The organism is Pseudomonas sp. FG35, from assembly GCF_057809295.1.
The window spans coordinates 92,297-105,238 of the sequence record NZ_JBMDJR010000004.1 but is presented as its reverse complement, the minus strand read 5'-3'; the positions used below and the strand labels follow the sequence as shown (position 1 = coordinate 105,238).

The window sequence follows — 12,942 nt, the reverse complement described above, 5'->3', positions numbered from 1 at the left end:
TAACAATAAAACGAGGATGTAGGGATGAAGAAGAACAACAACGCTCAGCGAATCGGCCAGTTGTCAGCGGTTGCGGCAATGATGCTGGCCGGCAGCGTCCACGCGGCTGACGCGTTCAGCTCCGATTCGGAGTGGATGACCGGGGACTGGGGTGGCGAACGTACCAAGCTGATCGAGCAGGGTATCGACATCAAGATGGACTACGTCGGTGAGGTGGGCGGCAACCTGCACGGCGGCTACAACAACGACAAGACGGCGCGTTACTCCGACCAGTTCGGTCTGGGCGTGGCGCTGGACCTGCAGAAACTGTGGGGCTGGGACAACACTCAGGCCAAGATCCAGCTGACCAACCGTAATGGCGAAAACATTTCCAACGACCGTGTTGGCGATCCGCGTGCCGGCACACTCAGCTCCTCGCAGGAAGTCTACGGTCGTGGCCACATGGTGCGTCTGACCCAGTTGTGGATCAAACACCAGTTCTTCGACAACAAGCTCGACGTCAAGGCCGGTTACTTCGGCGAAGGCGAAGATTTCAATACCTTCCCGTGCGAGTTCCAGAACCTGGCGTTCTGCGGTTCGCAAGTGGGCAACTGGGCGACCAACATCTGGTACAACTGGCCGGTCAGCCAGGCGGCCATTCGCGTCAAATACAACATCAACGACGAGCTCTACGCGCAGATTGGTGCGTACAACCAGAACCCGTCGCAACTGGAACACGGCAACGGCTTCAAGTTGAGCGGCAGCGGTACCAAAGGCACCGTGTTGCCAGTGGAACTGGTCTGGTTGCCTAACCCGAACGGCCTGCCGGGCGAATACCGTGTCGGTTACTACAAGAGCACGGCCGATGCCGACGACGTTCGCGAAGACGTCAACGGTTTCGACGCGGCAACCACCGGTGACGCCTACCGCACCCACAGCAGCAAGCACGGTTACTGGTTCGTTGCACAGCAACAACTCACCAGCCACAACGGTGACAAGAGCCGTGGTCTGAACATCGCTGCCAACGCCACGTTCCATGACAAGGACACCAACTTCATCGACAACTACCAGTCCTTGATGTTTGTGTACAAAGGCCCGTTCGACGCACGTCCGAAAGATGACGTCGGTATCGGTGCGGCACGCATTCACGTGAACAATGACGTGAAGAAAAACGCCGAACTGCTCAACGTCGCCAACGGTGTTTCGGACTACGACAATCCGGTGTTCTCGCCGATTCGTGAAACCGAATACAACTACGAGATCAACTACGGCTTCCACGTGACCAACTGGCTGACCGTGCGCCCGAACCTGCAATACATCACTCATCCGGGCGGTGTGGATGAAGTGGATAACGCTTTGGTCGCTGGCCTGAAAATTCAGTCTACGTTCTGACGCGTCTGCGATAAGCTCCTCTCTATGTGCGCATATTTGCGGACAGCCAAGGCTGTCCGCTTTTTTTTGGACAGGGGTGTCGCAGCCCATGAAAGTTGAATCTGGAACCGTGGCCCATGCATGAGCATCCGCTGCAACGCTTCTTCAAATCCCTGCGCGAACGACCGGTGTTCGCCTGGGAGCGCTATCAGATGCGCGATGTGCTGGTGATCGATCATCCGCTGTGTCAGGCGGTGTTCAGTCGTCAGGGCGCGCAGTTGCTGCACTTTCAGCCGCGCGGGCAAAAACCGTGGCTGTGGTGCGCCGCGAAGTGGCCGCATGTCGGCGCGATTCGCGGCGGCGTGCCGGTGTGCTGGCCGTGGTATGGCCGTCACCCGAGCGAAAACGCGTGGCCGTCCCATGGCTGGGCGCGCCTGCTGGACTGGAAACTGCTCGACAGCAGCACCAGCGATGATGGCGTGCGCCTGCATTGGCAATTGCAGCTGTGCGACTGGCAGGTGGACCTGCACGCGCACTTGGGCGAACGCATGGAATTGCGCCTGAGTACCGAGCATCAGGACGACATGCCGTGCCAGTTGAGCCAGGCTTTGCACGCTTACTGGCGTATTGGTGATGTGAGTGAGATAGCGCTGTCTGGGCTCGAAGGAGCGCAGGGTTATGACCAGTTGAACCGCGAGGTTTGCCAGCAGGAAGGCGAGTTGCGGGTTGATGGCGGCTGTCAGCGAGTGTTCCAGCACGACGGCGAGTTGCAGCTCAAGGATCACGCCTGGCAGCGCGAGTTGTGCATCGATACCGGTGACAGCGCGGACACCGTGGTGTGGCATCCGGGTGCGCGGCCGTTGTTGGGCGTGAGCTGGGACGAGATCTCTGAATTTGTCTGTGTTGAAGCGGCGGCGGGCGGCACCGACAGTCTGCATCTGGCGCCGGGGGAGAAGGCGCATTTGAGTTTGCAGGCTTGGGCTGCTGCGTGATGATCGTCCCCACGCGGACGGTTCGACGCCTCGGCGTGGGAGCGATCAGTCGTCAGGATCAGTTGAACTCGTCACCCACCGGATACCGGCTCGCATTCAAGCTCTCTTTGATCTTGCGCAGATGCGGCTGGAAATCCACCCCGCGACGCAACGTCATCCCCGTCGCCAGCACATCCAGCACGGTCAACTGAATGATCCGCGAAGTCATCGGCATATAGATGTCAGTGTCTTCCGGCAGCGGAATATTCAGGCTCAGCGTACTGGCCTTGGCCAGCGGCGAATTCTCTGCCGTCAGGCCCAGCACCGAAGCGCCGTTCTCCCGGGCGATGCGCGCCACTTCCACCAGCTCGCGGGTGCGCCCGGTGTAGGAAATGATCACGAACAGCTCGCCGGTGTGCGCCACCGAGGCAATCATCCGTTGCATCAGCACATCGGCGTGGGCGGTGACCGCCAGGTTGAAGCGGAAGAACTTGTGCTGTGCATCCAAAGCCACCGGAGCCGAAGCACCGAGGCCGAAGAAGTGGATCTGCCGGGCCTGGATCAACAGGTCGACGGCGCGGCTGATCAGGTTCGGGTCCAGCGCCTGGCAGGCGCTGTCCAAAGACGCGATCGCACTGCCGAAAATCTTCTGCGTGTAAGCCTCGGGATTGTCGTCGGCTTCTACTGCACGGCTGACATACGCCGCGCCGCTGGCCAGACTCTGGGCCAGTTGCAGCTTGAGTTCGGGGTAGCCGCTGACACCGAACGAACGGCAGAAACGGTTGACCGTCGGTTCACTGACCGACGCCGCCTGGGCGAGGGCGGCGATGCTGAAGCGGGTGGCCTGCTGTGGGTTGAGCAGGATCACTTCGGCGACTTTGCGTTCGGCCTTGTTCAGCTCTTCAAGGCGACTCTGGATCTGTTCCAGTAAATTTCGCACGCGGTCCATAAGAATTCCTAGATTCACCGGCGCCGATAAGCGCGCGGCTATGCAAATTGGGCCTTTGATGTGGCCCGTGACGGTGGCCTATCCTACTGATGGCTCCGACCGACCACCACTCGGAATCTGTATTTTGCGAAAATGTTGTGGTTATTACTACATTTTCCCTTGAGTGATGCCTTGAAAAAAGGTATTTGTAGCTTAACTTGATAAAAGAACAAACATCATGCCTTCGATTACGGTTGAACCGTGCACCTTCGCCTTGTTCGGCGCCTTGGGCGATCTGGCCCTGCGCAAGCTGTTTCCTGCCCTTTATCACCTGGATGGCGCCGGCCTGCTGCACGAGGATACGCGCATTATCGCACTGGCCCGTGAGGCGGGCACCGAGCAGCAGCACCTGGCGTTCATCGCCGCCGAGCTGCGCCGTTACGTGGGCAAGGAACTGGACGAGGCCGTGGCCGAGCGCTTTCTGGCGCGCCTGACCTACCTGCACGTCGACTTCCTCAAGGCTGAAGATTACATGGCGCTGGCCGAACTGGCCGGCAGCACGCAACGCATGATTGCCTACTTCGCCACCCCGGCGGCGGTGTACGGCGCGATCTGCGAGAACCTGGCGAACGTCGGTCTGGCGGAAAACACCCGCGTGGTACTGGAAAAACCGATCGGCTCCGACCTCGAATCCTCGCGCAAGGTCAACGACGCCGTGGCGCAGTTCTTCCCGGAGAACCGCACCTACCGCATCGACCACTACCTGGGCAAAGAAACCGTCCAGAACCTGATCGCCCTGCGTTTCGCCAACAGCCTGTTCGAAACCCAGTGGAACCAGAACTACATCTCCCACGTGGAAATCACCGTGGCCGAGAAGGTCGGTATCGAAGGTCGCTGGGGTTACTTCGACAAGGCCGGTCAGTTGCGGGACATGATCCAGAACCACCTGCTGCAACTGCTCTGCCTGATCGCCATGGACCCGCCGGCCGACCTGTCCGCCGACAGCATCCGCGACGAGAAGGTCAAGGTGCTCAAGGCCCTGGCGCCGATCAGTCCGGAAGGTCTGACCACGCAGGTGGTGCGCGGCCAGTACATCGCCGGGCACAGCGAAGGCAAGTCCGTGCCGGGCTACCTCGAAGAGCCGAATTCCAACGCCCAGAGCGACACCGAAACCTTCGTCGCCCTGCGTGCCGACATCCGCAACTGGCGTTGGGCCGGCGTGCCGTTCTACCTGCGCACCGGCAAGCGCATGCCGCAGAAACTGTCGCAGATCGTCATCCACTTCAAGGAGCCGTCGCACTATATCTTCGCCCCCGAGCAGCGCCTGCAGATCAGCAACAAACTGATCATCCGCCTGCAACCGGACGAAGGTATTTCCTTGCGCGTGATGACCAAGGAGCAAGGCCTGGACAAGGGCATGCAACTGCGCAGCGGCCCGCTGCAACTGAATTTTTCCGACACCTGGCGCAGCGCTCGGATCCCCGATGCCTACGAGCGGTTGTTGCTGGAAGTGATGAACGGCAATCAGAACCTGTTTGTCCGTAAAGATGAAATCGAAGCCGCGTGGAAATGGTGTGACCAGCTGATCGCCGGGTGGAAAAAATCCGGTGACGCGCCCAAGCCGTATGCGGCCGGGTCGTGGGGGCCGATGAGCTCCATTGCATTGATCACGCGGGACGGGAGGTCGTGGTATGGCGATATCTGATGTGAAACTGCCCGAGGGCGTGAATGCCCATGAATTCAAGAGCCCGGTGCTGCTCGCCGAAGGCCTGGCGCTGAATGTCGCCAAGCAATTGAGCGAAGCGTTGGCGGCACGCGGCAACGCCGTGCTGGTGGTGTCCGGCGGCCGTAGTCCGGTGGCGTTTTTCCAGCATCTGGCCAAGCAGGAACTGGACTGGTCGAAGGTCGTCGTGACCCTGGCCGACGAACGCTGGGTGCCGGTCGAACACGCCGACAGCAACGCCGGCCTGCTCAAGCAGTATCTGCTCAAGGGCCCGGCGGCCAAGGCGCAGTTCCTCAGTCTCTACAGCGCGGCGGCCAATGTCGAGCAGGCTGCGGAGCAGGCCGATCGTTTGCTCGCCGAGTTGCCGCCCATCGACGTGCTGGTGCTGGGCATGGGCGATGACGGTCACACCGCCTCGCTGTTCCCGGACAGCCCGAACCTGGCCGAAGCCCTGCAAGCCGACGGCACCCGTCGCTGCTGGCCAATGCTCGCGCCCAGCGTGCCGCGTCAGCGCCTGACCATGAGCCGCGCACTGCTGGCCTCGGCCCGGCACAAGATTCTGTCGATTTCCGGTCAGTCGAAACTGACCACCCTGAATGCCGCACTGGCATCCAACGATGTCGCCGCCATGCCGGTTCGCGCGTTTCTGCAACCTACGTTAGAGATTTACTGGTGCCCATGAGCCAAGGAACAGCCGCTATGACAACCCCATCCCCGACCGTTTCCATGGCGGACAAAGTTGCCCTGATCGACAGCCTCTGCGCCAAGGCGCGGATCCTGCCGGTGATCACCATCGCCCGCGAACAGGACGTGCTGCCGCTGGCCGACGCCCTGGCCGCCGGTGGTCTGACCGCGCTGGAAGTGACCCTGCGTTCGCAGTTCGGCCTCAAGGCGATCCAGATCCTGCGCGAACAGCGCCCGGAGCTGGTGACCGGTGCCGGCACCGTGCTCGACCGCAATATGCTGGCCGCGGCCGAAGCCGCCGGTTCGCAGTTCATCGTCACCCCGGGCATCACCCGTGACCTGCTGGAAGCCAGCGTCGAAAGCCCGATCCCGCTGCTGCCGGGCATCAGCAATGCCTCCGGCATCATGGAAGGCTATGGCCTGGGGTATCGCCGCTTCAAGCTGTTCCCGGCTGAAGTCAGCGGCGGCGTGGCGGCAATCAAGGCCCTCGGCGGCCCGTTCGGCGAAGTGAAATTCTGCCCGACCGGCGGCGTCGGCCCTGCCAACATCAAGAGCTACATGGCGCTGAAAAACGTCATGTGCGTGGGCGGTAGCTGGATGCTCGATCCGGAGTGGATCAAGAACGGCGACTGGGCCCGCATTCAGGAATGCACCGCCGAGGCTCTGGCGCTGCTGGACTGATCTTCAACTGACACTTCGTTGTGTGTTCTACGGCTTTACGGTGCGCTTGGTCGGTGCACCGTTTTTTTTTGCCCGAAAACCTTCGATATCTCGAGATACATAGTTACCGCACCTGGCTGCGCGTGTGGCGTTAACCTGCGTTCATCTTATGGAAGAGAGAGCGCGTCATGGATCACCAGCCTTCAGCTCCAACGGTTTATCAACTGGCCCCCGAGCAAGTCGCCGGGCCATATTTCCGCAATCCCAAGCTGCTGCGCCGCAACATCAGCGAAGGCGCCGAAGGCCTGCCGTTGCTGCTGCGCCTGACCATCGTCGATGCCATGACCGCCGAGCCGGTCAGCGGTGCGCTGGTGGATATCTGGCACTGCAACGCACGCGGCGCCTATTCCGGCTGGAGCCGGGTGAACCCGGATCTGGAAGTTGACGTTGAGGATATCGGCTCGATCCCGCGAACCGACGACGACACTTATTTGCGCGGCGGTCAGTTCAGCGACCACAAGGGCAGGGTGCGCTTCACCACGATCTATCCGGGTTTCTACGCCGGTCGCACCCTGCATGTTCACGTGGCGGTGCGCATCGTCGCCGGCAACGAATACCTGGAGGAGCGCAATGTGGCCTGGGTCGGGCAGCTGTATTTTCCGGAGGTGGTTTCCCGCGGCGTGCTCAATGCCAAGGCCTACCGCGGGCGCAGTTCGCTGCCGGTGTGCAACAACGACGATGCCTACTACGCCAACATGGGCGGCGAAGAGTCGACCCTGACGGTGTGGCCGATCGGTCGTGATTCACACGAGGACGGGTACTTCGGCCACCTCACGATCGGCATCGACACCTTTGCGGTGTCGTCGCAGATCAAGCCCGAGGACTTCGACAAGTACACGGTTTAACGCAGTTCATTCAACGCCAGAACCAGCTGCTGAATCTCCGCCGCCGTCGTGGTCAGCGACGGCGTGACACGGATGCACGGCCCGCAGGCAGCGCCGTTGCGCACGACAGTGAACAGGTTGTAGTCGTTGAGCAGGCGTTCGACCATCGCCTGCTGGTCGGCATGCCGGGTAAAACGCATCGAGGTGATGCCGCAATACAGACGCGGATCGTCCGGGGTCATGACTTCAATGCCCGGCAGGTTGCGTACGGCACTCACCCAAAGGTTGCGCAGGTAGTTCACCCGCGCGCCCTTGGCGGCCGCGCCACCCAGTGAGCGGTGTTCCTCGAACACCAAAGGCAGGGTCATCAGTGCCGGAATGTTCGGCGTGCTGTAGGGCGTGCGTGAGCGGATATCGCCCGCCGAAAAATGCATCTCGCCCATGTCCGGGTCGATGTCGGCCAGGCGCTGTGGAGCTATGTAGAGAAAACCGAGAGTCAGCGGCGAGCCGATCCACTTGTGCAGGTTGTACCCGGCGAAGGCGATGCCCAGCGCTTCGAGATCGAACTCGATCTGGCCAAGGGCATGGGCACCATCAAGGATGATATCGACCCCATGTTCCTTGGCCAGCGCGGCAATGGCCTGCACCGGCATCACCAGCCCGGTACGGTGAGTGACGTGAGTAAGGGCCATCAGCTTGAGCTTTGGATGGCGGATGAAGGCTTCGCGGTACGTGGCCAGCAGGCTGTCGAAGCTGGCGGGGTGGGCGTGCTCGATCTCGATCACCTCGACCCCGTGATGCTGTGCCAGCCAGCGCATCGCGCCCTTGACCGTGTCGTACTCCAGATCGCAGATCAGCACCTGGTCGCCAGGTTGCAGGCGGTTATAGTTGCGGATCAGCGATTGCAGGCCGGCAGTGGCGTTGTGGGTGAAGGCCACACTTTGCGCGCGCACGCCGATCAGCTCTGCCAGTTGCGCACGGATGTCGAGGCTGTCGTGCTGCTCGAAACGCTGTCGCACGTAGATCGAGTTGCTGTTGTTGATCAGCTCGATGTTGCGCTGGTACTCCTCGACCACGGTGCGCGACATGCGCCCGAAATAGCCGTTCTCCAGATTCACCGGGCCGGGGTGGCGGTCGTAACGGTCGGCGAAGGTTTGCCAGAAAGCTTCGTCTCGGGCGCGGCGGGTGTTATCGGGCATGGTCGACTCGACTCGGATCAGGGTGACGCCTCAGTGGCGCGGGGCAGGTTTGCCGTGTTTGGCGCGCAGCGGTTCGAGCAGTTCCGACAGGCCGTTGTGATCGATTTCCTGCATCAACGCCAACAGCCCGCCCAGTTCGCCATGGGGAAATCCTTCCCGGGCAAACCAGTTCAGGTACGGGCCCGGCAGGTCGGCAATGATCCGGCCCTTGTATTTGCCGAAGGGCATTTCGCGGGTGATCAGCAGTTCGAGCTTTTCAGGGTTCATCGTTGGAATCGTCTGGCTTTGAAAACACTTCGGAAAATACAGGCATTCTGCATGCAGGCCAAATGACAGATCATGCAAATAACAGGCATACAGATTTCTGGATTATTTGTAAGTTATTGAAAATCAAAGATTAAATTCTTTTAGTGAAGCTGGCACGACCACTGCAACACTCCTTGCATCTTTCACCCACGCAAGGAATTGAAAAATGACTGACATGAATAAAGAAGCCATCTCCGTCCTCAACGACCTGATCGAAACCAGCAAGGACGGTCAGGAAGGGTTCAAGACCTGCGCTGAAGACATCAAGCACCCAGAGCTGAAAACCCTGTTCGTGAAACGCTCCGCCGATTGCGCAACCGCTGCGGCCGAGTTGCAAGCCGCCGTGCGTTCGATGGGTGGCGATCCGGAAACCTCGACCAGTGTCAGCGGTGATCTGCACCGTCGCTGGGTCGACGTCAAAGCGATGTTCACCGGCAAGGACGAAGAAGCGGTGCTCAACGAAGCCGAGCGCGGTGAAGACCACGCCCTGAAGGCTTATCGTGAAGCGATCGAGAAGATCAACAAACACAATCTGGTCGGCATTCGTGACCTGGTCGAACGCCAGTACCACGGTGTGCAACGCAATCACGACCAGGTGAAGGCGCTGCGTAACCAGGCTCGCGCACGCTCGTAAGCGTTCGAAGCCCACAAAAAACGCCAGCTGGTCTGGCGTTTTTTTGTGCCCGGATTTGATCGAGGGCGAGGGCGATCAACCGATGCTGATGGCCGGCAGCGTCGGCAGGGTAACGGTCTGTTGCTTGCGCGGCGCCAGGATCTCGGCCTCGCCGTCCACCACCAGCTCATCGCGCTGATTGAATACGCGAGTGGCGATGCGCACGCGGAATTTCGGCAGTTTCTCAAGGATTTCCAGGCGCACGGTCAGGGTGTCGCCGATCTTCACCGGCTTCTGGAAGCTCATCTGCTGGCCGATATAAATGGTGCCCGGTCCAGGCAGCTCGCAAGCCACTGCGGCACTGATCAGCGCGCCGCTGAACATGCCGTGGGCGATGCGTTCCTTGAACATGCTGGCGGCGGCGAACTCGGCGTCCAGGTGCACCGGGTTGTGGTCACCGGACATCGCGGCGAACAGCTGAATGTCGCGTTCCTCGACAGTCTTGCTGTAGCTCGCGGTCTGGCCCACTTCGAGGGCTTCGTAAGGGATGTTGGTAACCTGGGTCATGGGGCTGAATTCCTGTGACGGATGAAATGAATCCAAAAAAAAATTATTCGCTGCGGTGTGGCCGGCGATGGCTCAGGGCCTGTTTGATCCAGGCCAGCACATCGGCGGTCACTTCGTCGCGGTTGCTCTCGTTGAACAATTCGTGCCGGGCTTGCGGGTAGATCTTGAGTTGCAGGTTCTGGCTGCCGGCTGCGCGCAGGGCGTTGGCCAGATCAGTCAGACGCTTGCCTTCGCTCACCGGATCACATTCGCCGCCAATCACCAGCAGCGGCAGGCCCGGATCAATCTGGGCGAGATTGGACGCTTTGCTGATTTGCTGCAACCCGCCGAGCAGGTCGATCCACAACTGATTGGTGCAACGAAAGCCACACAACGGGTCGGTGGCGTACTTGTCGACCTCGACCGGGTCGCGACTGAGCCAGTCAAACGCGGTGCGCGCCGGTTTGAATTTATTGTTGAACGAGCCAAATGACAGCCACTCGATCAGTGCGCTGCGGCCCTTGGCGCCCTGGCGCAGCTTTTCGAACCGGGCGATCTGCCGGGCCGCGCGGTACAGCGCGACCGGCTGGAAATTCGAGCCGCTGAGAATCGCGCCGTGCAGGCTGGCGCTGTGATGCAGCAGATAAGCCTGGGCAATGTAACTGCCCATGCTGTGCCCGAGCAGCACGATCGGCACGCCCGAATGACGTTGGCCGAGGAACTGGTTGAGACTCGCGAGATCCCCAACCACCTTGCACCAGCCGTCGTCGTCAGCGAAGTGCCCGAGCGTCCCATGATCGGCCGTCTTGCCATGGCCGCGTTGATCGGGTGCGTACACACCGTAGCCTTCAGCGCAGAACGCCTCTGCCAGCCGTGCATAGCGACCGCTGTGTTCGGCCATGCCATGGGCCAGCAGAATCACCGCTTTCAGCGGCGCGTTCGGCAGCCAATGGTTGACGAAGAGGCGGCTGCGGTCACTCGCGTCCAGCCAGAAGGTGTCGTGGATCATGGCGATTCCTTTTGCGGCCTGTTTTTGCTCAAGAGTCGTGCAGAGGTTGCATTGTATAGCGCGTCCGATCAGCTCACGCCACGGCAGGAAGATTCACACGATCAATGAGGACCTTGCCCATATTTGCCTGATTGACCATAGCTGCTAGTGTCCGTGAAGCCCCGCTTTTTGCTCTCGGCTTTTTCAGGGACAGAAAGAAATGACAGCGAAGCGGCCCCGGATCGGCTCAGGTAAAGAGGACAAGAACAATGCAACCTGATTTCTGGAATGACAAACGCCCGGCGGGCGTACCCCTGGACATCGACGCGGGTGAGTTCAAGTCGGTGATCGAGGTGTTCGAGCGTTCCTGCAAGAAATTCGCTGATCGCCCGGCGTTCAGCAACATGGGCGTGACCCTGACCTACGCCGAGCTGGAGCGCCAGAGCGCCGCCTTCGCCGGTTATCTGCAAGCCCACACCGACCTGGTGCCGGGGGATCGCATCGCGGTGCAGATGCCCAACGTCCTGCATTATCCGATTGCCGTGTTCGGTGCTCTGCGCGCCGGGCTGATCGTGGTCAACACCAACCCGCTGTACACCGCGCGGGAGATGCGTCACCAGTTCAAGGACTCCGGTGCCCGGGCGCTGGTGTACCTGAACATGTTCGGTCAGAAGGTCCAGGAAGTGCTGCCGGACACCGACATTCAGTACCTGATCGAAGCGAAGATGGGCGACCTGATGCCCACCGCCAAGGGCTGGCTGGTCAACACCGTGGTCAGCAAAGTGAAGAAAATGGTCCCGGCGTACTCGCTGCCCCAGGCGATTTCCTTCAAGAGCGCGTTGCGCATGGGCCGGGGCCTGGGCATCAAGCCGCTGAAGGTCGGCCTGGATGACATCGCCGTGCTGCAATACACCGGCGGCACCACCGGCCTGGCCAAGGGCGCAATGCTGACCCACGGCAATCTGGTGGCGAACATGCAACAGGTGCGCGCCTGTCTCGGCCAGTTCGGCAGCGACGGCCAGCCGCTGCTGCGCGAAGGGCAGGAGGTAATGATCGCGCCGCTGCCGCTGTACCACATCTATGCCTTCACCGCGAATTGCATGTGCATGATGGTGTCGGGCAACCACAACGTATTGATCACCAACCCGCGTGACATCGGCGGCTTCATCAAGGAGCTGAAGAACTGGAAGTTTTCGGCGCTGCTGGGGCTCAACACGCTGTTTGTCGCGTTGATGGATCATCCGGACTTCAAGACCTTGGATTTCTCCACCCTCAAGCTCACCAACTCCGGCGGCACCGCGCTGGTCAAGGCCACCGCCGAGCGTTGGGAGCAGATCACCGGTTGCCGGATCACCGAAGGCTATGGGCTGACTGAAACCTCGCCGGTGGCCTGCACCAATCCGTACGGCGAGCTGTCGCGGATCGGAACGGTCGGCCTGCCGGTGCCGGGCACCTTGTTGAAAGTCATCAACGACGACGGCGTCGAGCAGCCGCTGGGCGAGCGTGGCGAACTGTGCATCAAGGGCCCGCAGATCATGAAGGGCTACTGGAACAAGCCCGAGGCCACCGCCGAAGTGCTGGATGCCGAGGGCTGGTTCAAGTCCGGCGACATTGCAGTCATTGACCCGGACGGGTTCGTGCGCATCGTCGACCGCAAGAAAGACATGATCATTGTCTCCGGTTTCAACGTGTACCCGAACGAGATCGAAGACGTGGTGATGGCCCACCCGAAAGTCGCCAACTGCGCGGTGATCGGGGTGCCGGACGAGCGCTCAGGCGAGGCAGTGAAGCTGTTTGTGGTGGCGCGGGAAACCGGCGTGAGCCTGGAAGAACTGAAGGCTTACTGCAAAGAGAATTTCACGGCGTACAAGGTGCCGAAACATATCGTGCTGCGCGAGTCGTTGCCGATGACGCCTGTCGGGAAAATTCTGCGGCGGGAGTTGCGCGATATCGCATAAACAGACTGTGCCAAGCGCAATCGTCGGATCGCCGCCCGAAGCGGGCTCGCTCCCCCCAGGTTCACTGGTGACCCTGTGGGAGCGAGCCCGCTCGCGTTTCAAGCCCCCGAAAACCGGGACTTTCAAGGTGTT

13 protein-coding genes are annotated in these 12,942 nt (G+C 60.7%); 8 read left to right on the top strand and 5 right to left on the bottom strand.

Annotation, left to right across the window (positions count from 1 at the left end):
• Positions 1 to 24: 24 nt before the first annotated feature.
• Positions 25 to 1,371, top strand: a complete 1,347-nt coding sequence (locus ACODTD_RS09610) for a carbohydrate porin (protein WP_489104788.1) — start codon at positions 25 to 27, stop codon at positions 1,369 to 1,371.
• 116 nt (positions 1,372 to 1,487) lie between these two features.
• Positions 1,488 to 2,342 (top strand): D-hexose-6-phosphate mutarotase, encoded by an 855-nt coding sequence (locus tag ACODTD_RS09605; protein ID WP_221615331.1) that lies wholly within the window; start codon positions 1,488 to 1,490, stop codon positions 2,340 to 2,342.
• Positions 2,343 to 2,400: 58 nt separating this feature from the next.
• Here the strand turns inward: ACODTD_RS09605 and ACODTD_RS09600 are convergent, their stop codons facing one another.
• A complete protein-coding gene (locus ACODTD_RS09600; RefSeq protein ID WP_169842436.1) occupies positions 2,401 to 3,261 on the bottom strand; it encodes a MurR/RpiR family transcriptional regulator in 861 nt (286 codons plus the stop codon).
• Between the two features lie 226 nt (positions 3,262 to 3,487).
• Between ACODTD_RS09600 and zwf the strand changes: the two genes are divergently transcribed.
• From zwf to ACODTD_RS09580, 4 genes are all read left to right on the top strand, one after another.
• Positions 3,488 to 4,954, top strand: a complete 1,467-nt coding sequence (zwf, locus tag ACODTD_RS09595) for a glucose-6-phosphate dehydrogenase (RefSeq protein WP_221615332.1) — start codon at positions 3,488 to 3,490, stop codon at positions 4,952 to 4,954.
• Complete coding sequence (pgl, locus tag ACODTD_RS09590; protein ID WP_064383725.1) at positions 4,941 to 5,654, top strand: 6-phosphogluconolactonase; 714 nt, start codon at positions 4,941 to 4,943, stop codon at positions 5,652 to 5,654. Before zwf ends, pgl begins: the two co-directional genes overlap by 14 nt.
• A 17-nt stretch (positions 5,655 to 5,671) precedes the next feature.
• Entirely contained in the window at positions 5,672 to 6,337 is a 666-nt protein-coding gene (locus tag ACODTD_RS09585) for a bifunctional 4-hydroxy-2-oxoglutarate aldolase/2-dehydro-3-deoxy-phosphogluconate aldolase (protein WP_011335602.1), read from the top strand.
• A 167-nt stretch (positions 6,338 to 6,504) separates the two neighbouring features.
• Positions 6,505 to 7,221 carry an intradiol ring-cleavage dioxygenase gene (locus tag ACODTD_RS09580; RefSeq protein ID WP_201816161.1) on the top strand — a complete coding sequence of 239 codons (717 nt, stop codon included), beginning with the start codon at positions 6,505 to 6,507 and terminating at the stop codon, positions 7,219 to 7,221.
• Here the strand turns inward: ACODTD_RS09580 and ACODTD_RS09575 are convergent.
• Both ACODTD_RS09575 and ACODTD_RS09570 read right to left on the bottom strand, forming a co-directional pair.
• Positions 7,218 to 8,399: an aminotransferase class V-fold PLP-dependent enzyme gene (locus ACODTD_RS09575; protein ID WP_489104787.1), complete on the bottom strand. Its 1,182-nt coding sequence runs from the start codon at positions 8,397 to 8,399 to the stop codon at positions 7,218 to 7,220. The two genes, ACODTD_RS09580 and ACODTD_RS09575, sit on opposite strands and share 4 nt — an antisense overlap.
• A 30-nt stretch (positions 8,400 to 8,429) precedes the next feature.
• Positions 8,430 to 8,666: a DUF3820 family protein gene (locus ACODTD_RS09570; RefSeq protein ID WP_003213031.1), complete on the bottom strand. Its 237-nt coding sequence runs from the start codon at positions 8,664 to 8,666 to the stop codon at positions 8,430 to 8,432.
• A gap of 205 nt (positions 8,667 to 8,871) precedes the next feature.
• Here ACODTD_RS09570 and ACODTD_RS09565 point away from each other — a divergent pair, with 205 nt between their 5' ends.
• Entirely contained in the window at positions 8,872 to 9,339 is a 468-nt protein-coding gene (locus ACODTD_RS09565; protein WP_007951153.1) for a PA2169 family four-helix-bundle protein, read from the top strand.
• 75 nt (positions 9,340 to 9,414) lie between these two features.
• Here the strand turns inward: ACODTD_RS09565 and ACODTD_RS09560 are convergent, their stop codons facing one another.
• Entirely contained in the window at positions 9,415 to 9,885 is a 471-nt protein-coding gene (locus ACODTD_RS09560; RefSeq protein ID WP_003227420.1) for a MaoC family dehydratase, read from the bottom strand.
• Positions 9,886 to 9,928: 43 nt separating this feature from the next.
• Positions 9,929 to 10,873: an alpha/beta hydrolase gene (locus ACODTD_RS09555; RefSeq protein ID WP_201816158.1), complete on the bottom strand. Its 945-nt coding sequence runs from the start codon at positions 10,871 to 10,873 to the stop codon at positions 9,929 to 9,931.
• 248 nt (positions 10,874 to 11,121) lie between these two features.
• On the opposite strand from ACODTD_RS09555, the gene fadD2 reads away from it, so the two are divergent.
• On the top strand, positions 11,122 to 12,810 hold the full coding sequence (gene fadD2, locus ACODTD_RS09550) for a long-chain-fatty-acid--CoA ligase FadD2 (RefSeq protein ID WP_201816156.1): 1,689 nt from the start codon (positions 11,122 to 11,124) through the stop codon (positions 12,808 to 12,810).
• Positions 12,811 to 12,942: the final 132 nt, after the last annotated feature.